The organism is Actinoplanes missouriensis 431, assembly GCF_000284295.1.
Taxonomy (GTDB): domain Bacteria; phylum Actinomycetota; class Actinomycetes; order Mycobacteriales; family Micromonosporaceae; genus Actinoplanes; species Actinoplanes missouriensis.
In genome coordinates this window covers 3,512,737-3,537,230 of sequence record NC_017093.1, presented here as the reverse complement: position 1 = coordinate 3,537,230, position 24,494 = coordinate 3,512,737, and the positions used below count along the sequence as shown (strand labels likewise).

23 protein-coding genes are annotated in these 24,494 nt (G+C 71.7%); 12 read left to right on the top strand and 11 right to left on the bottom strand.

All coding sequences use genetic code 11. The features are described 5' to 3' along the window. Positions 1–67: 67 nt before the first annotated feature. From AMIS_RS16535 to AMIS_RS16520, 4 genes are all read right to left on the bottom strand, one after another. Positions 68–721 carry a response regulator transcription factor gene (locus tag AMIS_RS16535; protein WP_041829834.1) on the bottom strand — a complete coding sequence of 218 codons (654 nt, stop codon included), beginning with the start codon at positions 719–721 and terminating at the stop codon, positions 68–70. Then, positions 709–1,938, bottom strand: coding sequence for a sensor histidine kinase (locus AMIS_RS16530; RefSeq protein WP_014443477.1), 1,230 nt, complete (start codon positions 1,936–1,938; stop codon positions 709–711). Before AMIS_RS16530 ends, AMIS_RS16535 begins: the two co-directional genes overlap by 13 nt. Before the next feature lie 178 nt (positions 1,939–2,116). Continuing rightward, on the bottom strand, positions 2,117–2,809 hold the full coding sequence (locus AMIS_RS16525; protein ID WP_014443476.1) for a hypothetical protein: 693 nt from the start codon (positions 2,807–2,809) through the stop codon (positions 2,117–2,119). A 28-nt stretch (positions 2,810–2,837) separates the two neighbouring features. Further along, positions 2,838–3,311 carry a DinB family protein gene (locus AMIS_RS16520; protein ID WP_014443475.1) on the bottom strand — a complete coding sequence of 158 codons (474 nt, stop codon included), beginning with the start codon at positions 3,309–3,311 and terminating at the stop codon, positions 2,838–2,840. 29 nt (positions 3,312–3,340) lie between these two features. Between AMIS_RS16520 and AMIS_RS16515 the strand changes: the two genes are divergently transcribed. Beyond that, positions 3,341–4,123 (top strand): alpha/beta hydrolase-fold protein, encoded by a 783-nt coding sequence (locus AMIS_RS16515; RefSeq protein ID WP_041829833.1) that lies wholly within the window; start codon positions 3,341–3,343, stop codon positions 4,121–4,123. 226 nt (positions 4,124–4,349) lie between these two features. Here AMIS_RS16515 and AMIS_RS16510 read toward each other — a convergent pair whose 3' ends face one another. After that, positions 4,350–5,735, bottom strand: a complete 1,386-nt coding sequence (locus AMIS_RS16510; RefSeq protein ID WP_014443473.1) for an aminotransferase-like domain-containing protein — start codon at positions 5,733–5,735, stop codon at positions 4,350–4,352. Here AMIS_RS16510 and AMIS_RS16505 point away from each other — a divergent pair. Next, the gene (locus AMIS_RS16505) at positions 5,734–6,867 is read left to right on the top strand and encodes a DMT family transporter (protein WP_014443472.1); all 1,134 of its coding nucleotides are present in this window, start codon (positions 5,734–5,736) and stop codon (positions 6,865–6,867) included. The genes AMIS_RS16510 and AMIS_RS16505 overlap by 2 nt on opposite strands. Here AMIS_RS16505 and AMIS_RS40585 read toward each other — a convergent pair. Then, positions 6,833–7,210 (bottom strand): DUF2750 domain-containing protein, encoded by a 378-nt coding sequence (locus tag AMIS_RS40585; protein ID WP_014443471.1) that lies wholly within the window; start codon positions 7,208–7,210, stop codon positions 6,833–6,835. The two genes, AMIS_RS16505 and AMIS_RS40585, sit on opposite strands and share 35 nt — an antisense overlap. A gap of 82 nt (positions 7,211–7,292) precedes the next feature. Beyond that, the gene (locus AMIS_RS16495) at positions 7,293–7,904 is read right to left on the bottom strand and encodes a cysteine hydrolase family protein (RefSeq protein ID WP_014443470.1); all 612 of its coding nucleotides are present in this window, start codon (positions 7,902–7,904) and stop codon (positions 7,293–7,295) included. 76 nt (positions 7,905–7,980) lie between these two features. On the opposite strand from AMIS_RS16495, the gene AMIS_RS16490 reads away from it, so the two are divergent. Both AMIS_RS16490 and AMIS_RS16485 read left to right on the top strand, forming a co-directional pair. Beyond that, positions 7,981–8,922: a GlxA family transcriptional regulator gene (locus tag AMIS_RS16490; RefSeq protein ID WP_014443469.1), complete on the top strand. Its 942-nt coding sequence runs from the start codon at positions 7,981–7,983 to the stop codon at positions 8,920–8,922. 99 nt (positions 8,923–9,021) lie between these two features. After that, positions 9,022–9,798: an NPP1 family protein gene (locus AMIS_RS16485; RefSeq protein WP_014443468.1), complete on the top strand. Its 777-nt coding sequence runs from the start codon at positions 9,022–9,024 to the stop codon at positions 9,796–9,798. 11 nt (positions 9,799–9,809) lie between these two features. Here the strand turns inward: AMIS_RS16485 and AMIS_RS16480 are convergent, their stop codons facing one another. Next, the gene (locus AMIS_RS16480; RefSeq protein WP_014443467.1) at positions 9,810–10,112 is read right to left on the bottom strand and encodes a tetratricopeptide repeat protein; all 303 of its coding nucleotides are present in this window, start codon (positions 10,110–10,112) and stop codon (positions 9,810–9,812) included. Between the two features lie 225 nt (positions 10,113–10,337). On the opposite strand from AMIS_RS16480, the gene AMIS_RS42710 reads away from it, so the two are divergent. The 4 genes from AMIS_RS42710 (at position 10,338) to AMIS_RS16465 (ending at position 13,604) form a co-directional block, all read left to right on the top strand. Then, entirely contained in the window at positions 10,338–11,258 is a 921-nt protein-coding gene (locus tag AMIS_RS42710) for a hypothetical protein (RefSeq protein ID WP_157434892.1), read from the top strand. Continuing rightward, positions 11,236–11,856: a hypothetical protein gene (locus AMIS_RS42705; RefSeq protein ID WP_157434891.1), complete on the top strand. Its 621-nt coding sequence runs from the start codon at positions 11,236–11,238 to the stop codon at positions 11,854–11,856. The genes AMIS_RS42710 and AMIS_RS42705 overlap by 23 nt, the downstream gene beginning before the upstream one ends. Positions 11,857–12,292: 436 nt before the next feature. Next, positions 12,293–12,901 (top strand): response regulator transcription factor, encoded by a 609-nt coding sequence (locus AMIS_RS16470; RefSeq protein WP_014443465.1) that lies wholly within the window; start codon positions 12,293–12,295, stop codon positions 12,899–12,901. Positions 12,902–13,058: 157 nt separating this feature from the next. Next, a complete protein-coding gene (locus AMIS_RS16465; RefSeq protein ID WP_014443464.1) occupies positions 13,059–13,604 on the top strand; it encodes a hypothetical protein in 546 nt (181 codons plus the stop codon). A 96-nt stretch (positions 13,605–13,700) separates the two neighbouring features. On the opposite strand, the gene AMIS_RS16460 is transcribed toward AMIS_RS16465, so the two are convergent. After that, positions 13,701–14,729 carry a glycoside hydrolase family 11 protein gene (locus AMIS_RS16460; RefSeq protein WP_014443463.1) on the bottom strand — a complete coding sequence of 343 codons (1,029 nt, stop codon included), beginning with the start codon at positions 14,727–14,729 and terminating at the stop codon, positions 13,701–13,703. Positions 14,730–14,993: 264 nt separating this feature from the next. Here AMIS_RS16460 and AMIS_RS16455 point away from each other — a divergent pair, with 264 nt between their 5' ends. Both AMIS_RS16455 and AMIS_RS16450 read left to right on the top strand, forming a co-directional pair. Then, a complete protein-coding gene (locus tag AMIS_RS16455) occupies positions 14,994–17,726 on the top strand; it encodes an Ig-like domain-containing protein (protein ID WP_014443462.1) in 2,733 nt (910 codons plus the stop codon). 22 nt (positions 17,727–17,748) lie between these two features. Next, positions 17,749–19,323, top strand: a complete 1,575-nt coding sequence (locus AMIS_RS16450) for a sigma-70 family RNA polymerase sigma factor (RefSeq protein ID WP_014443461.1) — start codon at positions 17,749–17,751, stop codon at positions 19,321–19,323. A 27-nt stretch (positions 19,324–19,350) separates the two neighbouring features. Here AMIS_RS16450 and AMIS_RS16445 read toward each other — a convergent pair whose 3' ends face one another. Continuing rightward, positions 19,351–20,307 carry a formylglycine-generating enzyme family protein gene (locus tag AMIS_RS16445; protein ID WP_014443460.1) on the bottom strand — a complete coding sequence of 319 codons (957 nt, stop codon included), beginning with the start codon at positions 20,305–20,307 and terminating at the stop codon, positions 19,351–19,353. 46 nt (positions 20,308–20,353) lie between these two features. On the opposite strand from AMIS_RS16445, the gene AMIS_RS16440 reads away from it, so the two are divergent. Together AMIS_RS16440 and AMIS_RS16435 are read left to right on the top strand one after the other, a co-directional pair. Beyond that, on the top strand, positions 20,354–21,094 hold the full coding sequence (locus tag AMIS_RS16440; RefSeq protein ID WP_041829829.1) for an esterase family protein: 741 nt from the start codon (positions 20,354–20,356) through the stop codon (positions 21,092–21,094). A 34-nt stretch (positions 21,095–21,128) separates the two neighbouring features. Continuing rightward, a complete protein-coding gene (locus tag AMIS_RS16435) occupies positions 21,129–22,136 on the top strand; it encodes a hypothetical protein (RefSeq protein ID WP_014443458.1) in 1,008 nt (335 codons plus the stop codon). Between the two features lie 20 nt (positions 22,137–22,156). Here the strand turns inward: AMIS_RS16435 and AMIS_RS16430 are convergent, their stop codons facing one another. Next, positions 22,157–24,493, bottom strand: a complete 2,337-nt coding sequence (locus AMIS_RS16430) for a fibronectin type III domain-containing protein (RefSeq protein WP_172666593.1) — start codon at positions 24,491–24,493, stop codon at positions 22,157–22,159. Position 24,494 lies beyond the last annotated feature (1 nt).

Genomic DNA, 24,494 nt, shown 5'->3' with positions numbered 1-24,494 from the left:
GAGAAGCTTTTCCGATTTCGCCGGGCGGGAAAATGAAGCTGCCTGGTCAATGTTGGTACAGCAGGCACTACCTTTCGGCGACGTCGAGGTAGCGCAGCACCGCGGTGACCCGGCGATCGGCGCGGTCGTCGGGGGCGAGGCCCAGCTTCGCGAAGATCCGGCGGATGTGCTTGTGCACGGCGCCTTCGGTGATGAAGAGCTTCTCCGCGATCGCCGCGTTGCCGAGGCCCTCGGCCATCAGCGCGAGCACCTCACGTTCACGAGGGCTGAGCCGCTCCAGCGAGCTGTCCGGGCGGGGCCTGGTGAGCAACTGGCCGATCACCTCGGGGTCGATCGCCGTGCCGCCGCCGGCAACGCGGTGCAGGGCGTCCAGGAACTCCTCGACCCGGCCCACCCGCTCCTTCAGGAGATATCCCAGCCGCGCCGAGCCGGACGCGAGCAGGTCCGCGGCGAAGGCCTGCTCGACGTACGCGGAGAGCACCAGGACGGCCAGCTCCGGCTGCCGCCGCCGGGCCTCGACGGCGGCCACGATCCCCTCGTCGGTGTGCGTGGGCGGCATCCGCACGTCGACGATCACGACGTCCGGCCGGTGCTCGTCGACAGCGGAGAGGAACGGTCCGGGAGCGCCGGTCGCGGCGACCACGTCCAGTCCCTCGGCGCGCAGCAGCAGGGTGAGCCCTTCACGCAGCAGCGGGTCGTCCTCAGCGATCACGATCCGCACGGCAGCTCCACGTCCAGCGTCGTCGGACCGCCCGGCGGGCTGTCCATCTCGAAGCGGCCATCGTAGGCCTCGACCCGCCGCCGGATGCCACTCAGCCCGGAGCCGCCGCTCTGCGCCGCGCCGCCGCGCCCGTCGTCGGTGATCCGCACGTGCAGCCGGTCGTCCACCCGGCGCACGGTGACGGCGGCCGAGGCCGCGCCGCTGTGCTTCACCACGTTGGTGAGCGCCTCGGCCACCACGAAGTACGCGGTCGCCTCGACCGACGCGGCGCACCGGCCGGGCACGTCGACCTCGACCCGGCACGGCACGGCACAGGTGGCGGCGAGTCCGCCGAGCGCGCCGGCCAGGCCGCGGTCGTCGAGCACCGGCGGCAGGATGCCGCGCACCACCGCGCGCAGCTCGGCGAGGGCCTGCTCGGTGGCGTCCTGCGCCCGGTCGAGGATGCCGGGAACCGCGTCCGGATTGCGTTCGCCGGCCCGGCGGGCGGCCCCGATCAGCACCGTGAGGGCGACCAGCCGGTTCTGCGTACCGTCGTGCAGCGCCCGTTCGATCCGGCGCAGTTCCGCGGCGTGCGCGTCGAGGGCGGCGGCACGGGTGGCGGTCAGCTCGGCCACCCGCAGCGACAGGTCGACGTCGCCGTCCGGGCTGAGCAGCCGGCGACCGGGAAGCGCCAGCAGCCGGCCGATGCCGGGGACCACGGACACGGCGACCACGACGAGGACCAGGCCGATCACCATGACGACGAGCGCGTCGCCGAGGTCGTCGATACGCCAGAAGACGAGACCGGGCCCGCGGTCCTCAGGCTCGAACGCCCGGTACCAGAGAGGGAAGGTGATGTTCTGGATCGCGTGGACCGGCACCGTGATCCCGACGACGCCGAGAAGGAACCCGGCCGTGCCGTGCCACACCACCCACGCGAGTTCCCTGCGGACGGCCGGGTCGTGCAGGCGCTCCCGGGTGGTCGCCGGCAGGGGCGGCGGGCCGAGCACCTCGGGGCCCCAGCGGCTCAGCCTGCGGCGTTCCCGGTCGGCCACCGCACGGGTGAGCGTGAAGACGGTCGGTGTGAGGAGGAGCCCGATCCCGGCGAGGCACATGACGGCGACCACGAGCAGCCAGAGGACGGCGCCGAGGGCCAGCACCGACGTGCCGAGCCCGCCGACGACGTGCTCGAGGGCGTCACCGGCGGCACGCAACCTCCGGACGAGATGACGGCGCATTCGTCGAACGATAGTGAGTACAGCTGGCTGTACCGCAGGAGCACAGCTGGCGGGATCGCCCGCGACGACGGCTCGCCATACCGTCGGAGCCATGACAAACGCCTTCCCCGCCACCACCTCACGCGGCTCCGACTCCCGATCCGAGACACGCGTGCCCTCGATGATCTCCGGGTTGGGGTCAGGCCGGGCCCGGGCCCGGGCGCCGGCGCCAGCGCTGGCTGAGACGATAGGCCAGGGCGCGCGACCCGTGGATGGTTCCGGTCGGGTGCAGGTCCGCGGTGGAGTTGCGAATCGGGTCGAAAGCCAGGTCCGCGTCGGTCGACGGCGGCAGCAGCGGGCCGAACGAGACTGTGCCGAACGGCTGGTCGTCGGCGAAGAGCACCAGCTGGGCACGGCCGGTCAGCGCCGCCGCGGTGACCGTGTCGAGAGTGCCGCCCAGGGGCGGGGCCGAGCGCAGCGGGGCGGCAGCGAGATAGATCTTGCGATCGGTGCCGGTGCGGTAAGCGGTGATCGTCCCGTAATGGGCGTCGAAGCGGCGGCGCGGCATCGGCAGATGGCGGGTCAGTCTGCCGGTTCCGGCGGTGGAGAGCAGCAGGTCGGTGTCACGGCCGGGGATGCGGATCGCCAGGCCGAGCACATCCGGGCGGCTGCCCCGGCTGCCCAGACCCTTCGACACCCGGACTGTCACGGGGTAATCACCGGGCTTGTCCAGCAGGTCGGATCCGGTCGGGGCCGGAACGCCCCAGATCTCCAGCCGGCCGGTGAACGAGCGGCCGGCCGGATGCAGGGATCGCTGGTGGCGGGACCGTTGTGCGCGGGCCCCCACCAGCAGGACCACCGCTGCGGCCGCGATCAGGGGAGAGGTTTTCACGGCACATCGGTACCCGTGAGCCCGCGATTTACTCAGCCGCCAGGATCTGCTCCCGCAGGATGTCGGCGTGCCCGCAGTGCTGCGCCAGCTCCCGGAGCACGTGCAGGTAGACCCAGCGCAACGGCAACGGCCCGCGCCGATTGCCCGGCAACAGATCGTCGAGATCAATCTTCTCCACGGCGCGCCGGGAGCTTTCACAGGCCTTCCGGTACGCGTTCCGCACGCTCTCGATCGTGTCGGATCCGGCCAGGATGAAGGACTGGTCCGGTGTCTTCGGGATGCCGATCTCAGCTCGGGAGCGGCCGGTGACCGCCTCGTCGAACCACACCTTCTCCACGAACGTGGCGTGCTTGACCAGACCGAGCAGCGTGGTTCGCGACGGCACCAGCCGACGGCGGGCCTGCTCCTCGGTGAGGCCGTCGAGGCTGGCGGCGAGGGCCTGGCGGTGTTCGTCGACGAGAGCCTCTATCTGCTCACGCAGTGGCTGATGAAAGACGGACATCCGGACAGCATGTCAGCCGTTGGTCAGATGTGCGACGACGAACACTCCTGACGGCGGGATCGCTGCTGGCGGCCGGCCCTCTGCTGACGACCGCGCTGAGCGGCTGCTCGTGGACCCGGCCCGACGATGGACCGGTCCTGCCCTCGGCACCGGCCGGCGATGAGCGTCTCGAACAGCGGTTCTCGGCCGCCCGTGGGCGGATCGTGGACTTCTGGACGGCCGTTCCGGCGGGTCACGGCGACGGGCGCGGGCTGCCCGTGTGCCTGGTGCTGCACGGCGGCTCGAAACGCCCCGCGGATTTCTCCGCGCTCGGCCTGGGCCGGTTCCTGACCGATGCGGTGCGCCGCGGCGCGCCACCGTTCGTGCTGGCCGGTGCCACCGGTGACCGTCTGGCATGGCGGCCACGGGGTGGCGACGACCCGCAGTGGATGGTCCGGCAGGAGTTGCCGGCGTGGTGCGCAGAGCGCGGCTTCGACACCGGCCGGCTCGCCGCGTGGGGCTGGTCGATGGGTGGTTCGGGGTCGCTGCTGCTGGCGTCGACGTTCCCCGGTCTGGTCCGTTCGGTGGCGGCGTTCTCCCCCGCGGTCACGCCGGGAGACGCGGTCTTCGACGGCCTGGAGCGGATCGGCCGGACTCCTGTCGGATTGTGGTGCGGGAAGGGAGACGATCTGTACGGGAACGTGCGCGAACTGTGGGCGACGCTGCCGGTCCCGCCCCGGGCGGGTGGGTTCGGGCCGGGTGAGCACAATTTCGGCTACTGGTCCACGCTGATCCCGGAGGCGTTCGACTTCCTCGCCGAGAGCCTTCGCTGACCGAACCCACCACAGGCCGGTGAAGGCGCCGGGGCGAGCGGGCGGGCACAACGGGTCGGACACGGCGGGCACCGCAGGAGTTGCGGGGCAGGCGCTCGTCGGACGCTTCGGGGCCGGCCTTTCGCACATCGGCCACCATCGGGTCGCGGCCGCCCGGCCGCATGAACGTGCCGCCGCCCGGCCACATGAACGCGCCGCCCGGCCGCCGGAACTCGCCGACCGGCTGTCAGAACGCGCGTGCCAGCCGGCGGACGGCCTCGTCCATCAGCTCCGGTGGGCTGGCGGCGAACGTCAGGCGCAGATACGGGCCGGTCGGCTCGGCCGCGAACCACGGGCGGCCCGGAAAGACGATCACGCCCTGGGCGGCTGCGGCGGCGGCCAGGGCGGTGTCGTCGGCACCGCCGGGCAACGGGGCCCACAGGTGCAGGCCGCCTCGGGGGACACGGGGCGGGACCAGGTCAGGCAGGTGACGGGACAGGGCTGTGAGCAGGGCGTCGCGGCGGGCGCGGAGGGCTGTTCGCAGGGTGGTGCGGTGCCGGGTCCAGGCCGGGGAGCAGACGAACTCGCAGGTGGCCTGCTGCAGCGGGCCGGAGACGAAGAAGTCGTCGAGCAGGCGGGCCGCGCGCAGGCGGGTACCGGCCGGTCCACGGGCGCCGATCGCGGCGACACGCAGGCCCGGAGCGGCCGCCTTGGTGAGCGAACGGAGGTAGATGACATGGCCGTCGGGATCGTCGGCAGCCAGTGGCGGGGGCGGGGCCGTCTCCATCGTGAGGTCGCGGGCGTAGTCGTCCTCGATGAGGAAGGCGCCGGCAGCGCGTACCGTCTCGGCGATCGCGGCCCGGCGCGACGCCGCCAGGCTCGCGCCGGTCGGGTTGGCGTAGAGGGGTTGGCAGTAGAAGAGCCTTGCCCGGGTACGCGTGAACGCCGCCGCCAGCTGGTCGGGACGCACACCGTCCGCGTCGGCCGGGACGGGCACCACGCGCAGGCCGGCTGCCCGGGCGGCGGCGAGGGCGCCCAGGTAGGTGGGCGACTCCACCAGCACGGTGTCGCCGGGCACGGTGAGCGCCCGCAGCGCCGTGGAGAGCGCCGCCTGGCCGCCGGGACAGATCACCATGTCCTCGGCGCGCAGGCCACCGCCGGCCTCGCGGGCGAACCAGGCGCGCAGGTCTTCCCGGCCCTCGGCCGGCCCGCGTTGCCAGGACGCCGGCTGGCGGGCCGCCCGGGCCAGCGCGGCACCGAGCGCGGCCGCCGGTTGAAGATCCGTGTCGAGATAACCACTACTGAGGGAGATGGCACCTGATGGCGGTAACGCTAGTAACGCTTGCATCTCGTGCTCGCCGGAGCGGGCCGGGCCGAGGGCGACCGTCTGCCAGGACAGGTCGGGGGTGCGCGACCGGTCCGGGCGGGCGGCCACGAACGTGCCGCGGCCGTTCCGCGTCTCGACCAGGCCCTCCACGACGAGCTGGCGAATGGCGGCGGCGACCGTGACCGGGGACGCCTGGTGCCGGGCGGTCAGTTCGCGCACGGACGCGAGCCGGGCACCGGCCGGCGAGACGGCCACCACCCGCCGAAGATCTTGGATAACACGGGCGGCTGCGTTACCGTTCTCCATGAGAGCAGAGAGTAGCGCTACTGAAGAAAAGACGGTAACGGCGGGGCTGCTGCTCGGGGCGCTCGGTGTCCTGGCGTTCAGCCTGTCCCTGCCGTTCACCAGGGTCGCCGTGGCTGATCTCGACCCCTGGTTCGTCGCGTTCGGACGTGCGGTCGGGGCCGCCGCGCTGGCCTGGGGCTACCTCCGGTTCACCGGGGCCGTGACGCCGACGCCCCGGCAGTGGCGCCGGCTCGTCGTCGTCGCGCTCGGCGTGGTGGTCGGTTTCCCGCTCTTCACGTCGCTGGCGCTGACCACATCCACGTCGGCGCACGGCGCAGTCGTGATCACCGTGCTGCCCGCGATGACCGCCGTCTTCGCGGTGCTGCGGGCCGGCGAGCGGCCACCGCTGCTGTTCTGGCTGGCCAGCGTCGGCGGGCTCGCGGTGGTGCTGACGTTCCTGATCGCCAGTGGCACGGTGCACGGCGCGCTCTCGGCGGCCGACCTGTTCCTGCTCGCGGCGGTGATCCTGTGCGGGCTCGGGTACGCCGAGGGTGGCGCGTTGTCCCGGGAGCTGGGCGGCGCCCGTACCATCTGCTGGGCTTTGATCGTGGCGCTTCCGGTGACCGTTCCGGTGACCGTGACCGCTGCCCTGGCCGCTCCCCCGCACGCCGGGTTGGCCGGCTGGGCGGCGTTCGGCTACCTCACGGTGATCTCGATGTTCCTCGGGTTCTTCGCCTGGTATGCCGGGCTGGCCCGCGGCGGCATCGCCAAGGTCGGCCAGATTCAGCTGGTCCAGCCGCTGCTCACGCTCGGCTGGTCGGCGCTGCTGCTCGGCGAGGCGGTCAGCCCCGGTTCGCTGGCGGCGGCGATCGTGGTGCTCGGCTGCGTGGTGGCCACCCAACGAGCCCGCACCCGGCCCCAGCAGAGCGAGCGCCACGCGCAAGAGGAGCGCCACGCGCAGGCTGAGCGCCACGCGCAAGAGGAGCGCCACGCGCCAAACCAGCGCAGCGTCCAAACCGAGCGCAACACGCAGAACGAGCGCCACGCGCAAGACGGCCGCGGCCGGCGCGACGCCCCGGACCAGCGAGAGGAGGGCGACGACCTGCTTACCCCTGCGGTTACCCCATCCGGGCGCGGAACTCCTCGACGGTGAGGACGGCGGCGCCGCGTTCCTCGACCGGGAAGATCGAGATGTCGGCGTCGTCCTCGGCGAGCTGCGGCAGCCACTCCGTGAGGAACACCGTCACCGGGATCTTCATGGGGCGCTCGCCGTCGACCTCGCCCTCGTGCTCCAGCCGGGCCACCGCCGCGTGCGGCCAGATCGGCAGCAGCGTCCGGCGTTTCGCGTCCTCGGTGAAGAGCACCTCGTCCTCGTCGCCCCAGACCCACAGCACGCCCCGGTCGGCCAGCACCTCGAAGGTGCGGGCCGCCCGGGCGGGCCCGTCGAGACGGCGAAGGCGGTCGGCCTCGGCGCGCGAGATGTCGTCGGGTGCCATGCGAGCTCCTCGGTGATCGTGTGCGGAGCCGGACAGCCTGAACCCCGGCTTCACGCTACCCGACGCCCTCGCTGCGCCGACCTCACCGTCCCGCTGTGGCCGATACCACCAGGTTGCTTCCCGGCAGGGCCGCGCCGGCGTCGACCGCGGAGGTCCACGCGGCGGTGTCGGCGACCGCGGCGAAGTTCGAGTGCAGCAGCGCCATCAGGGTCTCGTGGACCTGCTGGGCGGTGACGCTGCCCGCCTCGTTGGATAGGTTGATCGCCCCGGTGGCGTCGCTGAGCACCTCGACGGCGAATCCGAGCGGCTCGGCCGCGGCGGCGGACGCCAGCACGCAGTTGTTGGTCATGAAGCCGACGAGCGTGACGGTGTCGACGCCCTGGTCGCGCAGCCGGTCGTCCAGCCCGGTCCCGGCGAAGACGCTCGAGTAGCTCTTGACCACAGGCGCGCCACCCAGACCGGCGACGGCCTCGTGCAGCCGCCAGCCCTGCGATCCGGCCGCGAAGACCGGCGAGTCCTGCGGTGCCTCGTGCTGCACGATCACGATCGGGATGCCCGCCCGGCGAGCGGTCTCGGCCGCCTCCAGGATGCGGGCCAGGCTCTTGTCACGTGGCGGGTACTCGATCCGCAGTGGCCCTTCGAAGTATTCGTTCTGCACATCGATGATCACCAGGGCACGGTTCGGCGTTGTCATGCCACCACTCTGCGACGCCCGCACCCGGTACCGTGAGTGGCAGAGAAGCCGCCTACCGATGGAATCGAGACAAGCTGTGCGGATCGCGATCCATGCCTTCGCCGGGATGAGCATGTTCCACCTCGCGACCCCGCTGCTCGTCTTCACCGAGGCCGCCGAGCACGCACCCGCACCCGACTGGCACACCGTCGTGTGGAGCACCGGCGGCGAGCCGGTCACCACCGCCGATGGCGTCGCGCTGAGCCTGCTCGCCGGCGCCGAGGCCGTCGACGACGCGGACATCCTGGTCATCCCGTCCTGGCCGAACCATCTGCCGGCCCCGGACCCGGAGTTCACCGCGCTGATCCGCGCGGCGCACGCGCGCGGCACCGTCGTGGTCGGGCTCTGCCTCGGCGCCTACCCGGTGGCGGCCAGCGGCATCCTGCACGGACGCACCGCCGCGACCCACTGGGCGGCGACCCAGCGGCTCGCCGACGACCACCCGTCGGTGACCGTGGACCCGTCCGCGCTCTACATCGACCACGGCGACGTGCTCACCTCGGCCGGCACCGCCTCCGGGCTGGACGCCTGCCTGCACCTGGTTCGCCGGCGGCTCGGCGCGGCCGCCGCGGCCACCGTCGCCCGGCACATGGTCATCGCCCCGCACCGCGAGGGTGACCAGGCGCAATACATCGAGACCCCGGTGCCGGCCGCCGACGACACTGACCCGGTCGGCCGGGCCACCTCCTGGGCCCTGGCGAACCTGGGCCGCCCGCTGCACGTCGAGCAACTCGCCGAGCAGGCCCGGATGAGCCCGCGCAACTTCTCCCGCCACTTCCGCCGCGTCACCGGGACGACACCCGCGCACTGGCTGCTCTCCCGGCGGCTGGACCGCGCCCGCACCCTGCTGGAGACGACCTCGCTGCCGGTCGAGCAGGTCGCCACGGAATCCGGCTTCGCGAGCGTGGTCACGTTCCGGCAGCGCTTCGCCGCGGCCTACGCGACGACGCCCAGCTCGTACCGTCGTCGGTTTGCCTGATCTTCTCTTCGCATCTATTGACCGGTTCCTATTCTTCCGGCGACTATCACTGCGAGCCGCCAGCCCCGAAGGCGTGCCGACACGAAGGGTCGACGACTGATGCGTCGCAGCCGCCCCCTGGCCCGGATCGGTGTCACGTCCGGCCTCGCCGTCCTGCTCCTCGCCGCCTCGGCCACGCCGGCCTTCGCCGCGCCGCCGCCGAACCTCCCGCAGAACGCCGGCGGATACGAGCAGTCGTTCTCCCCGGCCTACGACTACGACACCGACGGCTGCTACGCGACGCCGGCGATCGGCCCGGACGGCACGCTCAACGGCGGGCTCAAGACCACCGGCGCGGTCAACGGCAGCTGCCGCGACCAGTCCGACCTGGACAACTCGCAGACCTACGCCCGGTCGAAGTGCAACAACGGGTGGTGCGCGATCGTCTACGCCAGCTACTTCGAGAAGGACCAGGCCGTCGCCGGCAGCGGACTCGGCGGCCACCGGCACGACTGGGAGCACGTCATCTCCTGGGTCAACCAGGCGTCCAACCAGGTCGACTACGTGAGCACCACGCAGCACAGCTCACAGAAGACCTACACCCGTTCGCAGGTGCGCTTCGACGGCAGCCACCCCAAGGTCGTCTACCACAAGGACGGCGCGTCGACGCACTTCTTCCGGCTCGCCTCCGCGGGCGACGAGCCGCCGGAGAACCACTACCACACCTGGCGCTACCCGCCGCTCGTCGACTGGAACGGCTGGCCCAGCACCGAACTGCGCACCCGGCTGATGACGGCGGATTTCGGCGCGGCCACCATCAAGATCAAGGACGGCTCGTTCGAGAGCCTGCTCAACGCGGCCAAACCGGCGGCGATCCCCTTCAATCCGCACGCATGAGGGCGCGCCGATCACGTCAGTTCGGCGACCGGCTCGGCGGCGACCCCCGCGCCCTCAAGCCGGTCCAGGTTCTGCCGCGAGCGCCGGGTGTCCGGGTGATCCGGGCCGAGGAGCCTGCGGCGCACTTCGAGGGTACGGGTGACTAGCTCCCGCGCCTGCCCCTGAGCGGCGCGGATCAGAGCCGGAGTGTTCTGCGAGCGCCGCTCCTGGGCGGTGTCTCGGTGCTGTCGACCGCGGCCGGGCTGCTCGGAGCTGCGCCATTCGGCAGCGGTGAGGATGACGATCAGGGTGTGCGGTGCGGTCCGGGTTCGCATCGCTGGACCGTTTATCGAGACCGTGGAGATCGACAGCAATCGGGTTTTTCTTCGTGCTTGCATCAGCCGGTGAGCAATGGGTAGTCAATCGCTGATGGCATTGATGGATGTGACAGTGATGATCGCCGTGACGTGGTGACAGTGATGATCGCCGTGCCGCAGTGATGGTGGCGACTGGCGCGACGTGGTGATGGCGGTGACGGTGCTGGCGGCGGGAGGTGGACCGTGCGCGGGAGATTGACGGCTGCGGCGGTTCAGCGCGTCGCACGGCTGCTGCTCATGATGGGGGTGGCGGTTGGCGTCTATGTCGCGTTGAGCATTTTTGATCACTCGGCGCGGGCTGATGACGGGTTGACGGGTCGACTGGGCAATGTTGATCCGCTGGCCGCTGTTGAGAAGAGCGCCTCCGGGCAAGATGCTGTCGATCAACACGTCAACAAGAAGCATGCGATCAAAAGGCATGCGATCAAGAAACGTGTGGTCAATGAGGACGCCCTCAATCAACACGTCATGAAGCGACATGTTGACAACAAGCGCGCATCGAATCAACGCGTCCACAAACGACAAGTCGTCAACACGGTCAAGTCAACTCAACATGTCGCCAAGCGACAGGTTGTCAACGCGCACGCCGCCAATCAACACGTCAACAAGAGGCATGCCGCCACGACGCAAAAATCGAGTCGCCATGCCGTTCAGCGGCATGCCGTCAACAAGCGCACCGTCAATCAACATGTCGTCAGCAAGAGCAGCATGAATCAACATGTCGCTGCGCGAGGTGTTGTCAATAAGCACCCCGTCAAGGAACGCGCCGGCAAGGCGGACGTCGTGGCACGTAAGGCCGCTGCGGTGCGCGCGGAGACTTCGAAGGCTCAGAACTCGATCAATCGGGTAAGCCTGGTTTCGGTCAACACGAGCACGGCGCTCAACATTAGCGCCGCCGTCAACATGAGCGCCGCTGTCAACTCGAGCACCGCGGTCAACACGAGCACTGCGACCGGCGCCGGCGTCGTCAACGTGACCGGCTCTGGCACCGGCAATGGCAGCGCGATCAACGTGGGCGCGGTCCGGGTTTTCCCTGGACGGGACGATCTCCGGATCGCCGACGGCTGGTCAACTGAACGACGTGAGGCTCAGTGCGGAACTTGATGCGCTGACGCCCACTCTCACGGCCATCGTGAAATATCCGATCAGTGCCGTTATGCGCAGCGGGGATGTTCTGCCGACTTCGTTCTCGACGCCGACTTTCACCACACCGCTCGTCACGCTGCGACCGTCGGCGTCGGCACCGATTCCTCCGCCTCAGCCCATCGCGACGCCGAGCACATCGATCGCGGCCACGGCTGTCGTCGATTCGGTCCTGCCCACGGCTGCCGGCAGTCAGGCTCAACCGGTCGCGACACCCAGCGAATCCGAAGCGGATCCGCATGAGCTCCTCGGCCCGCAGCTTCACCACGCCCCGCCGCCGTCGCACGTAGCGACTGCGCCGGCAGGCGCCGTCAAACTCGGCACGTCGAGCGAGACGACTACTGCGGACGGCGACTCGCCCCACCCCGCAAACCCCGGGCAACCCTCTGACCAGACCGCCGGCGCTGCCCCTCTGCGCGACTCCGGCGGCGGGTCCACACCGCTGCTCGGCACCCTCGCCTCCGCCTGGTGCCCGCACATTCCGCTGCACACCGTCCGCACGCCCGCGGACGCGAGCACGCCCGGTCGCACCACCCGCTACTGCGGCCCTCCCAGCTGACTTCACGGTCCGGCTTCGGGCGCTCCCCCGGTGAACTGACCCGGCGACGCGCCACCGGCCGGCATCCGCGCACCCGGGCTCCGCCTCAAACCTGGTCGTCGAACCTGGTCGCCGAACATGGCCACCGAGCATGGCCGACCAGAGGCCATCGCAACGAGGCGTCGCGCAAGGTCAGCGATCGCGGTCACCCCAAAGGGCCTCAGCACACGGCCAACCATTGAGGCCACCACGCGAGGCCACCACGCGAGGCCACCACGCGAGGCCACCACGCGAGGCCACCACGCGAGGCCACCACGCGAGGCCACCACGCGAGGCCACCACGCGAGGCCACCACGCGAGGCCATCGCATCAGGCCACCGCGAACGACGTACGAGCCCGCACGCCGCACCCGGATGCCGGTCTTCCCACCGCTGCGACCCCTGGCTGGGAGGCCACCGTGATCCGCATTCTGCTTGTCGAACCGATGAACCTGCTGCGCGGCGCCCTCGCCGCCACCTTGTCACAGGAGGACGATTTCACCGTCGTCGCCGAGCTCGGCTGCCTCACCCAGGCACCGGACATGGCGCGCGCCTCGGCGCCGGACGTCGCCGTCGTGGACGTCGGCCTGCTCGCCGGGGACGGGCTGCGCCTGTTCACCCGGTTCTGCGCGGAGCATCCGGCGTGCGCCACGCTCGTGCTGGCCGGGCCGGACGCGCCGGAGCGGCTGCGGCGGGCGCTGGACACTCACGTCGGCGGCGTGATCGGGACCCAGGCCGCGCCGGGTGATCTGGTGCGCGGTATCCGGCGGGTGGCCCGCGGTGAGCGGGTCATCGACGCCGGGCTGGCCGTCGCGCTGGTGGCCGCGCCGCGCAGCCCGTTGTCGGCGCGGGAGCTCAATGTCTTGAGCGTCGCTGCGTCCGGGATGCCGTCCGCGGAGGTCGCCGCCGCGTTGCACCTGACCGCCGGCACGGTCCGCAACTATCTCTCGGTGATCCTGCGCAAGACCGGCGCCCGCAACCGGCTGGAGGCGGTCCGGGTCGCCGAGGACGCGGGCTGGCTGCCGTGAACCGCCGGCCCGAGCTGTTGCGGCGTTTGACAGCGAGAGCCCGCCGCGAGCGCAAACGTGACTTCTGTCAGGCCTTTCGATGACAGCGCTCACTGTGACCCGACCCCGTACACATCGAGGCTTGTGAGTGAAAGCGACCGCTACCAAAGGAGAAACGATGACCTACCGGCAACGGCTCTCGATCATCGTCGTCACCGTGCTGGCGATGCTGGGGCTCACCGCCGCGGGCGCGACGGCCGCCCCGCGCAACCCGGCCGCGGAACAAACCGTTCCCGCCATTCCGATCACCGGGAGCTTCACCGACGCGACCGGCGGCGCGGGCGCCTTCGCCGGCGCCTTCACCCCGACGAGGTTCTCCGCAGAGGACGGACAACTGCTTGCTTCGGGTACGGTGACCGGCACACTCACCGACGCGTCCGGTGAAACCGTCGACACCGTCACCCGTACCGTGACCATGCCCGTCGCCGTCGCGCAGGCGACGTGCCGGGTTCTCGATCTCACCCTCGGTCCGCTGCACCTGGACCTGCTCGGCCTGGTCGTGGACCTGAACCAGGTGCACCTGACGATCACCGCCGAGTCGGCGCCGGGCAACCTGCTCGGCAACCTGCTCTGCGCGATCACCCGCCTGCTCGACCAGAACCCGGGCGCCGGCGCGCTGGCCGCGATCCTGAACGCCCTGCTCGCGCTGCTCAGCCGGTCCTGACCCGGATGACCGGCCCAGCGACGGTGCACCCGGTCCCGCCCTCGGGACCGGGTGCACCGCGCCGCCGCCGGAAAAGGCGCCGGAAAACAGCGCCGGCTAACTCGTCCGGCAGGTGACCGTGGGCCACGTCCAGTTGCCGTTCGCCATGATCGTCACGCCGAAGTTGTTGCCGTTGCCGTTCGGCCTGGCGGTGACGCTCCCGGTCGTACCCGTCACGCCGGCGTTCCAGCTGTTCTGGATGCTCTGGCCGCCGTTCAGGTTGAGCGTGACGGTCCAGCTGTTCGTGCCGCTGACCGCGACGTTGAGGTTGAACCGGTCACCGAACTGCTGACCGGCGGAGAGCACCGCCGTGCAGTTGCTGCCCGGGTTGCCGGGGGTGGGGCTGGTCGGGTTCGTCGGGCCGGAGCCGCCGCCCTCCCGGACCGTGATGTCCGAGCTGCCGTTGCTCTGGTAACCCTCGGTCGCCATCACCTGGTAGCTGTGGTTGGTGCCGAGGTTCAGGCCGGCCCGCGCCCAGGCGTCGAAGTGGTTCGCGGTGGTGATCGTGCCGCTGGAGCGCTTCTGCTGGCGGACGCTCCAGTACTGGTAGAACGTCTGGATGCCGTCGATCGAGGGCTGGTTGACCCGCTGGCTGCGCAGGATGTCGTAGGTGCCGCCGTCGGTGGTGACGGTGCCCAGCCGCTGCGCGCCGCTGCTCGGGTTGTAGCTGCCGAAGTTCTCGACGACGTAGTACTCGATCAGCGGGTTGCGGGTCCATCCGTACAGGGCCAGGTAGGTGTTGTTGTTGCCCGGGTTGTAGGTGCCCGAGTAGGTCACCGTCCGGCGCGTGCCGGTGGCCCAGCCCTTGCCGCCGACCCAGTTGTTCGTGCTGGTGTTCCAGCGGCTGGTGTAGCGGCCGTCGGCGAGCAGGGTCATGCTCGCGTCGCCGCTGTCCTTCCAGAACGAGAAGTAGTAGCCGTTGTGGGTGCCGGTGATGCTGGAGGTGACGGTCCGGTCGGCTTCGGCGTGCGCGACGCCGGTGAAGGCCAGACCGGCGACCGCCATCACGGCGGTACAGGCGGCCGCGGTGAAGAGGCGGATGCGGTTGCGCCGCCCGGGTCTTCCGGTGGCGAGTTCTGCGGTCATCTGGACTGGTTCCTCCCATGGGGATGGGCTGACGGGGATCAGCCATCGAGGCCGGTCATTGCGAGATCGTGGACTGCGCCGCGTATTCCTGTCAACAACTTCCGGAAATCTTTCGGAAATACCGAAAACCCCAACATCTGCGAGTACGAACCAGCGTCAGCGGGTCCCGGCGAAACATTCGGAGTCCCAATTCCGAAAGTTTCGGAATGACGGCGACGGATATCCGACAACCTCGATCCGGGTACGGTGTGTCACCTTGTCGTCATGCTCCGTCGAGTTCGGACAGTCGCCGCCGCTCTCCTGCCGCTCGCGGCGCTCCTGCCGGCCACACCGGCACGGGCCGCCGTCGCCGCCGTCGTCACGCCCGTCGCCGCGATCAACTTCCAGCCGGCCAGCTCCGCCACCCCCGCCGGCTGGACCGCCGACACCGGGGCCGCCTTCACCGCCGCCCGCGGCTCCGGCTGGGTGCGCCAGGACGACCACACCCCGCTCGACGTCACGCGCAACACCCGCGACCGGGCCCGCGCGGGCATCGACGCGCGGCTCAACACCCTTATCCACATGCAGTACGGGGACACCGGCGGCACGAACGGCGTCGCCACGCCCGCGGCCTGGGAGCACACGGTCTCCCCCGGCCGTTACCAGGTCACCGTCTCGGGCGGCGACCAGCCCGCGTACGACAGCAGCCACACGCTGCGCGTCGAGGGCACCCCGGCGATCACCGGCTTCGTCTCCACCGCCGCCGCCGAGTTCCGGCAGGCCACCGTCACGGTCGAGGTCGCCGACGGACGGCTGACGATCGACGCCGCAGGCGGGACCAACACCAAGCTCAACCACGTCACGATCGCCCGGGTCACCGACGAGCCGCCGCCGTTCACGCTCAAGGTGAACTTCTCGGATGCGGCGACGGCGCCACCGGCCGGATACGTGCGGGACTCCGGTGAGGCGTACACCGCGGAGCGGGGGTACGGCTGGGTGGACCTCGGCGAGCGTACCCCCGTGAATCTGACCGGGAACGGCCGCAACCGGAATCCCGCCGCCGGACAGACCGACGTCCGTCTCGCCACGCTGATGCACGCGCAGCTGCCGGCCGGCTCGGCCGGCATACCGACGCCGGGCGCGTGGGAGGCCGCCGTGCCCACCGGCCTCTACACGGTGACGGTCGCGGTGGGTGACGCCGGAACGGCGCTGAACAGCGTGCACTGGGCCAACGTCGAGGACCAGAACGCGATAGCGGCGTTCGTGCCGACGGCCGCCACGCGGCACGCCACCGCGACCCGCACGGTCCGCGTCACCGACGGCAGGCTGACGCTGACGCCGTCCGGCGGGATCAACACCAAGTTCAACTACATCGACATCGTCTCGGTGCCCGCCGCGGGCAGCATTCCGGGGGTACGGGTGAGCACGCCCGCGAACCTGGCGACAGCCGTCCCGACGACGTCCAGTGTGGTCCAGGATCTTGTCCTGCCCGGCGGTGGCGTGGCGGCGTCGTCACTGACCTCGTCGACGGTGACGCTGACCCGGCTCAGCGACGCGGCGCCCGTCCCGGCCACCGTGATCACCAGTGGCGGCGGGGACGTCGTCAACCTCTCCCCCACGACTCCGCTCGCCGCGAACACGGCCTACCGCTTCACGCTGACCAGCGGCGTTCAAGACGTGACGGGACGGGCGTTCGCCCCGTACTCGATCGTCTTCACCACCGGCAGCGGCGGCGGGACCGGCGGGCCGATCGCGTTCGACAAGACCGTCGGCGTGGCCACCGGCGCCGCGTTCACCACCGTGGTCACCGGCCCCGACGGGCGGCTCTGGGCGGGCACCCTGGACGGGCGGATCTTCCGTTTCCCGATCAACACCGACGGCACGCTCGGCACACCGGCGATCATCACCGCGGTACGGGACAACGCCACCGCTCTCGGACTGGCCGGCGCTCCCGCCCGTACCGTGATCGGGTTGGCTTTTGACCCTGGATCGTCGGACCTGTGGGTGACCGATAACTATCAGTACGTCGGACCGCTGAACGTGCCCGACTGGTCCGGCCGCCTCGGACGGCTCAGCGGACCCGGCTGGACCACCTACACGCCCGTGGTCACCGGCCTGCCGCGCTCGGTCAAGGACCACGAGACCAACTCGCTCGCGTTCGGGCCGGACGGCGCGCTCTACCTGAGCCAGGGCGCCAACAACGCCATGGGCGCACCCGACTCCACCTGGGGGAACCGTCCGGAACAGCTGCTCAGCGCGGCCATCCTGCGCCTCGACCTCACCCGGCTGCCGGCCACGCTGCCGCTGAACGCGCAGACCGCCGGCGGCGGCAGCTACGACCCGTATGCCGCCGGCGCGCCGCTCACCCTGCACGCCACCGGGGTCCGCAACGCCTACGACCTGGTCTGGCACCGCAACGGTCACCTCTACGCCCCGACCAACGGCTCGGCGGCCGGCGGCAACACCCCGGCGACCCCGGCGGCGCTGCCCGCCGCGTGTGCCAGGCGCGGCTACACCGGACCGGCGGTGCCCGCGCTGACCGGCGTGCCCACCGCCGAGACCGACTACGTCTTCGACATCAGGCCCGGCCGCTACTACGGCCACCCCAACCCGGCACGCTGCGAATGGGTCCTCGCGGGCGGGAACCCGACGACCGCGACCGACCCGTTCGAGGTGCCGGCCTACCCGGCGGGCACGCTGCCGGACCCGAACCTCGACCTGGCCGGAACGTACGACGCCGGTCTGCACGCCTCCGCCAACGGCGTGATCGAATACCGGGGCGCCGCGTTCGGAGGCGCCCTGGACGGCAGGCTCCTGGTGGTGCGCTACTCCGCCGGGCAGGACATCCAGACCTTCGACGTGGCGCCGTCGGGCGCGCTCAGCAACCGGGTCACCGGCCGGCCCGGCCTGACCGGTTTCAGCCAGCCGCTCGACGTCACCGAGCATCTCGCGACCGGCAACCTCTACGTGACCGAGCTGGGAGCCAACCGGATCACCCTTCTGAAGCCGCGGCCCTGACGTCGCTCTATATTGCTCGACTATGCGAGCTTCCGGCCTGGTCCGGGCCGCTCAAGCCGGTGATCGCGGCGCCCTGGACGACCTCGTGTCGGCGCACCTGCCGATGGTCTACGCGATCGTGCGGCAGGGCCTGGACGACGACACCGACGTCGACGACGTCGTGCAGGACGTCATGCTGCGCGCGTTGCGGCAGCTCGGCACGCTGCGCACGCCGGAGAGCTTCCGCTCCTGGCTCGCGGCGATCGCGGTACGCCAGGTCGGCACCGCCCAGCGGCGGGCGCAACGGTCGGCCGGGCAGACCGCGCCGCTCGACGAGGCCACGCCGCTCGCGGACGCGGAGTTCGAGGGCGTCACCCAGCTGCGGGTGGAGCTGTCCGCGCAGCGCCGGCAGGCGCGGCGGGCCGGCCTCTGGCTCGATCCGGGCGACCGGGAGCTGCTGTCGCTGTGGTGGCTGGAGGTGGCGGGGCAGCTGTCCCGGGCCGAGCTGGCCGGGGCACTGGGGATCTCGGTGATCCACGCGGGAGTCCGGGTTCAGCGGATGCGGGCGCAGCTCGAGCTGGGGCGGGCGTTGGAGGGGGCGCTGGACGCCCGGCCCCGGTGTCCCGGGCTTGAGGCGGAGCTGGCGGGGTGGGACGGGGTTCGGAGCCCGCGGTGGCGTAAACGGCTGGGACGGCATGTGCGCGGGTGTGCGGTGTGCGGGCGGGCAGCCGGTGAGCTGGTGGCGGTGGAGCGGTTGCTGCCGAGCGTGGTGCTGTTCCCGGTGCCGGTGGGGGTGGCGGCGGCGATCCTGGCGCACGGTGGCGGGGGTGGCGCCGCGGCCGGCGGTTCCGGGGTTCTGGCCGCGGGGAAGGTCGGCGTGTTCGGGCATCTGCTGCCGCTTGCGGCGGCGCATCCGGTGGTGGCCACGGTGGCGGCGGGGGCCCTGGCCGCCGGAGCCGCCGCGGGTGCGGTGGCGCTGAGCCGGCCGCAGGCCGGGGGGACCGTGGCGGTTCCGGCGCTGGCGACGACTCCGGGTCGCGGGGCGGGCGCGACGACCGGTGGGGGCCCGTCCGCGACTCCCCGAGCCGGCGCGTCGGCGGCTTCTGCGGGCGGCGCGTCGCGGGCACCCGCCAGTGGCGTGCCTTCCTCGGCCGCGAGCCCGCCGGCCGCCGGCGCGCTGCTGCGGACCGGGTCGTCGTCGCTGGAAGCCGCGAACTCCCCCGGACGCTATGCCACCGTCGCCGGCGATCTCGGCGTGCTCACCGCCGTCGGGCCCGGCAACACGGTGACGGCCCGTCAGCAGGCGACGTTCGAGGTCGTGGCGGGGCTCGCCGACGCGGAGTGCTTCTCGTTCCGGGTGGCCGGCGGGCGGTACCTGCGGCACGCGTCGTGGCGGGTGCGGGCGGACCGGGCCGAGGACACGCCGCTGTTCCGGGGGGACGCCACGTTCTGCCCGCAGGCCGGGGAGGTGGCCGGGTCGCTGCGTCTGGAGGCGTCCAACTATCCGGGCTGGTTCCTCCGGCACCGCGGCGACGAGTTGTGGGTGGACCAGTCCGACGGCACCGCGGCGTTCCGCGCGGACGGCTCGTTCCTGCCCCGTGCTCCCCTCGCCGGATGACCGGCATACCCCATCGCCGGCACTTCTCTACAGTTCCACACCCGCCAACGGGATAGCCGGGCGAAGGAGCATGGTGCCGAAGCTGTCGTCGTTCGCCACCTCGGCCGCGTAATGGATGTCGCGGTACGCGGTGGCGATCGTCAACCAGGAGAGGTAACTGCCGGCGCCACCACAGACGGCGGTTCCGCCGTCACCCCCGCACACCACGTCACGGGCGGCGGTGCGCTCCGGGCGATAGGGGTCCTCCCCGATGCGCAGACCGAAGCGATTGGGTTCCCGGTGCGGGCCGGTCCGTGCCGACCACGGGTCGCGGCCCGGGTTGCTGTCGCCCCACCGGAAAAGGGAGGCGGCACCCGCGCCGCACGCGTGCTCCCACTCGTCCGGTGTCAGGAGCCGCTGCCCGAGACCGGCCAGTCGCGCGACCTCACCGTCGTACGACGGAGCGTCGAGAAGCCAGGCGCTCTCCACGGTCCAGTCCGGCCGGAGGGTCACGCGAGCGCCCGACCACTCGACCTGCGTCGGCGGGGGTTCGGCCGCCGATCGCGGCCGATTCCGCAGCCGGTCGACGCGACGCACGATCTCCGGGTGGTCGGGCGCCGCCGCGACCGCGCCCGCTTCCACGGCGTCGACCGCCACCAGCAGCGGCGGCACCACCACGGTGCGCCGGGGGGACGTGACGGAGTCGGTGAACTGCCGGATGCCGGCCTCGATGCCGTACTCGGCGGCGCTCTCCGCGAAGCTCTCCTCCTGCTCCGGCGTCGGCTCGAAACGGTCGCCGTCGAAGCCGACCGTCACCCTCCCGCCCGGCACGAACGCGAACCGCTCGCCTTCGACCAGGAAGTACGCGACCGGCCCGCGCCGACCGGCGTACTCATGCTCCCGGACCTCCACCGTCGTGGCGCCGCACCGCGTGGCGATCGTGGCCGCCACCCTCTCGGCGTCCCCGATGCCGAGCCGGAACCACTGCGCCGCGTCGATGATCATCGCAGCAGCATAGGCGGCCTCGGCAGGCTCGGGGAGAATGGGCCGCATGCGGCACTACACGGCTGAGCTGCGCACCCCCTCCGGCATCCAGGGCACGATCGCCGTCTACGGACACTACGGGCGGCCCGTCCTCGTGTTCCCGAGCGAGGGCGGGTACCCACAGGAGTTCGCCGATCGGGGCATGGTGGCGGCCGTCGAGGGGCTGATCGACGCGGGACGGGTCAAGCTCTACTGTGTCGGCTCGTTCGACGGCGGGACATGGTCGGCGGCGGACATCCCGATCGAGGAGCGGGCGCTGCGCCACGGCGCCTACGAGTCGTGGATCGTGGAGGCCGTCGTGCCGCACATCCGCGACGACAGCGGCGGGACCGGGGAGATCGTGACGGCGGGCTGCTCGCTCGGCGCGTTCCACGCCCTCAATTTCGCCTTCAAGCGGGCTGATCTGTTTCCGCTGGCGCTCTGCTTCTCCGGCAACTTCAACCCCACCACATGGTACGGGTGGGGCGAACCCGGCGACGCGGTCTACTTCAACAACCCCGCGGCGTACGTCGCCAACCTGCACGGCGATCACCTGGACTGGTTGCGGTCGCGGCTCTCCGTGCTGCTCGTCTGCGGGCAGGGGCGATGGGAGGACACGACCGGCTCCCTGGCGTCGACACGGCACATGGCAGGACTGCTGGAGGCGAAGGCCGTACCCCATGAAGTGGATCGGTGGGGTTTCGACGTCCCGCACGACTGGCCGTCGTGGCGTGCCCAGCTGGCCCACCACCTGCCCCGATTCTGCTGATCATCTCTTGCGGGCGCGATCTACGCTGGCGCGCATGCGAGCTATCTTCGCCGCCCGGTACGCCTCCGGGCCGCCGACGTTGCGAGGCTGGTTGCGGGAGCCGGGATCGATCACCTCGCTCCAGGTGCTCGTCGTCCTGCTCGCCGTTCTGCCCGGGGTCGCGGTGGCCGTTCTCGGCGTTGCGCTCGTCGACAACCTGACGCCGAGCGAGCGGGTCCCGGCCGTCATCACGGCGCTTGACAACGGCTTCGACAAGGACAGCTCCGACTATCGCTGGGCCTCGGCGCGCGCCGACGACGGACGCGCGCTGGGGTTGGGGGCCGGTGCACCCGCGGGGTACGGGGAACCGGTCGTCGTCACGCTGTCCACGGTGACCGGACGGCTGGTGGCGATCCGCGCGGCGGGCGCCCTCTACCAGCCGCACCGGACGAACGAGTACCTGTTCCTGGTCGTTCTCCTGCTCGGCGTCCTGGTCGTCGCGGCGCTCATCGCCCGGCGGATGGCCCGCATGGTTCCGTGGACGCTGCTCCTCGCGGCCGCCGTCGCCGGTTTCGCCGGTGTCGGCGGCTGGCAGCTGGCGTCCACCGCCGCGATCGCGGACGCCCCGCGGCTGCCACCGAGCACCGGCATGGGCATCTATACCGAGGCGAGGTTCGCCCCGGCCACCCGGGCCGCCACCGGGCAGCCCGTCGCGTTCCAGGACGTCACGCTCCGGGTGACCGGGCCGGTCACGCGCGGCGCACCGGCAGGATCGGCGCCCTGGCTCGGCGACTTCACCGTGCTGACGGTCCCGTTCAGCGCCTCCTCCACGGGCGCCCCCGGCGGTCGGTATGTCCCACTGACGCTGATCGGCTCGGGTTCCGGCACCGCCGAACGGATCGCGGCGCGGCACTGCGGGCCGGGCGGCTTCGACGGTCAAGTCCCGGCGGGGAGCGTCGAGGGGCGGATGTGTTTCGTGGTGCCGCCGGACTTCCAGCCCCGCCAGGTGATCGTGGGCACCGGCGAGGTGACCGGTATCGACGTCGCTGCGGCAGCTGGCTGACGGCCGCAGCGACGGCCGGGTCAGGGCCGCACGCTGCGCAGACCCGCGCCGGCCGTGGTGAGGCTCAGCCCGGCGACGAGCATCCAGAGGACGCTGGTGCCCGTGACAGGCAGGGTGCTCGGCTCGGGGCGGACCGTCACGTCCATGCGCATCGTGCGGGGCTCACCGCTCTTGTCCACCCCGGTCGCGGTGAACGCGTGCGACCCGTGGGCCAGGTCGTCGGGCACGGTCACGGTCTGCCGGAACGTCCCCTGGGGATCGGTCGTGGTCTTCGCCAGCACGATCGGATCGGAGTAGAGGGTGAGGGTCACGGTCGAGAACGCGGCGTAGCCCGTACCGACCAGGGTCAGGCTCTCGCCGGGTGACGCGGCGGAGATGCGGCCCTGATCGGTGGCGAGCGGCACCTCGGTGTCCGGCGGCGTCGTGGCCACCGGTGGGGCACTCGGCGTCGCGGCGCTGGAGTACGCCGACGGCGCGGAGAGGCCCTTCGCGGAGAGCGCCACGACCCGTACCCGATAGGACACACCAGCCGTGGCACCGAGCAGGCAACTGGTGGCTCCGGTGGTGACGCAGACGGCCGGGCCGGGCTCGGCGATCGCACGGTAGCCGGTGATCCGCACACCGTTGGGCTCCGGCTCCTGCCAGGAGACCTGCAGCGACGACGTGCCGGCGAGCACGGTGACCCCGGTCGGCGGGTTGGGCACGGCCGGCGTCGGCGCGGTCGTGGTCGGCGCCGGCGTGGCCGTGGGGCTGGGCGACGGCGAGGCGGGCGGGGCCGTGGGGCTGGGCGACGGCGAGGCGGGCGACGGCGAGGCCGGCGGGACCGTGGAGGGTGCCGGCGCCGGCGGCCGGACGGTGGGCGAGGCGGAGGCCGAGCGCGACGGCGACGGGGCCGGCGAGGAGGAGGCCGACGGTGACGCCGAAGGCGCCGGCGCGACCGCGACGACCGTGGTGTCGGCGTCCGGCCCGGCACCGAACGTGTTGCGGCCCCGCAGGCGGATCTCGGTCGGCACGTCGTTGAGCAGGTTCGTCACCGTGCCGGTCAGCGTTCCACCGGCGCCGGACGCCGTGGTGAGCGGCTGCCAGCTCTGCCACTGGTCGGTGGACGTCTCGAAGCTCTGGTTCGGATCCCCGCCCGGGTTCCCGGGCTGGAAGGAGATCACCGCCGACTCGTCGCCCGGCGTCGCCTGCAACGCCGTGGGCGCGGCCGGCAGGCCCGGCGTGACCACGTCGGAGGCGGTGCTGAGCAGGGACTCCCCCACCGCGGCCACGGTGTTCGACGCCCGCACCCGGAAGGTGTACGCCTGGCCGTTCGTCAGGCCGGTGACCGTGCATCCGGTGTCCGCCGGGTTGGCCGGGACACAGGTACGGCCGTCGGGGTCGGAGACGACCGCGTAGCGCACGACCGGACCGCCGCCGTTGGTCGCGGCGGCGTCCCAGCTGACGTCGGCCGACGCGACACCCGGGGTGGCCGTCACGTTGCCCGGCGCGTCCGGGACCGTCCGGACCGCCAGGCCGTTCAGCTGGGTGATCTGGGCGAGAGCGGGGAGCACGGTGCCGTCCTCGAGCACCCGTACCACCTCACCGGTGAATCGGGACACGAAGATGTCGCCGTTCGCCGCCACCGCGACATCGGCGACACCGCCCGCGGCCGCCGTGATCGTCTCCACCGTGCCGGAGCCCTGGGTGATCCGGTAGAGGGTGCCCGAGCTGGACCCCACGTAGAGCCGTCTCTGGGCGTCGATCGCCAGTGAGCCGCTGCCGATGATGTCCGGGTACTGGGCGACGGTGGTCTGGTTGCCCTGGGCGTCCTGCTTCACGAGCAGGTCCTGCATGCTGTCCAGCATGTACATGCTGCCCTGGTCGTCGACGACCATGGCGCCGGTCGACCAGGTGCCGGTGAAGTCGAAGGAGGTCTCCGCGCCGCCCGCCGCCCGCCGCACCACTCCGCCGAAGGAGGCGGTGGTCGTGTACAGCGCGCCGGAACCGTCCACGGCGACGTCGGTGGGACTCGACAGAGGCGTGGTGAACGGCACCTGGGTGGCGACGCCGCCCGGCGGAATCTTGTAGATCTTGCTGGTGTACTGGTTCGTCACGTAGACGGTGCCGTCGTCGTCGACCGCGATACCGGCGCTGCCGTCCAGGCCCGCCGCGACGTTGCCGATGACGGCGGACGATCCGTCCGGGGAGACGCGCGTGGTCAGCCCGTTGGACGCACGGTGATAGATGGCGACATCCGAGATGTCGCCATCGACGACGACCGCCGCGGCGGGCGCCGGGCAGACGACGGCCACCAGGCCCATGACGACGAGAGACAGCAACCCGGCGCCGCACCGCCGCGGGATGGACCTGACCATG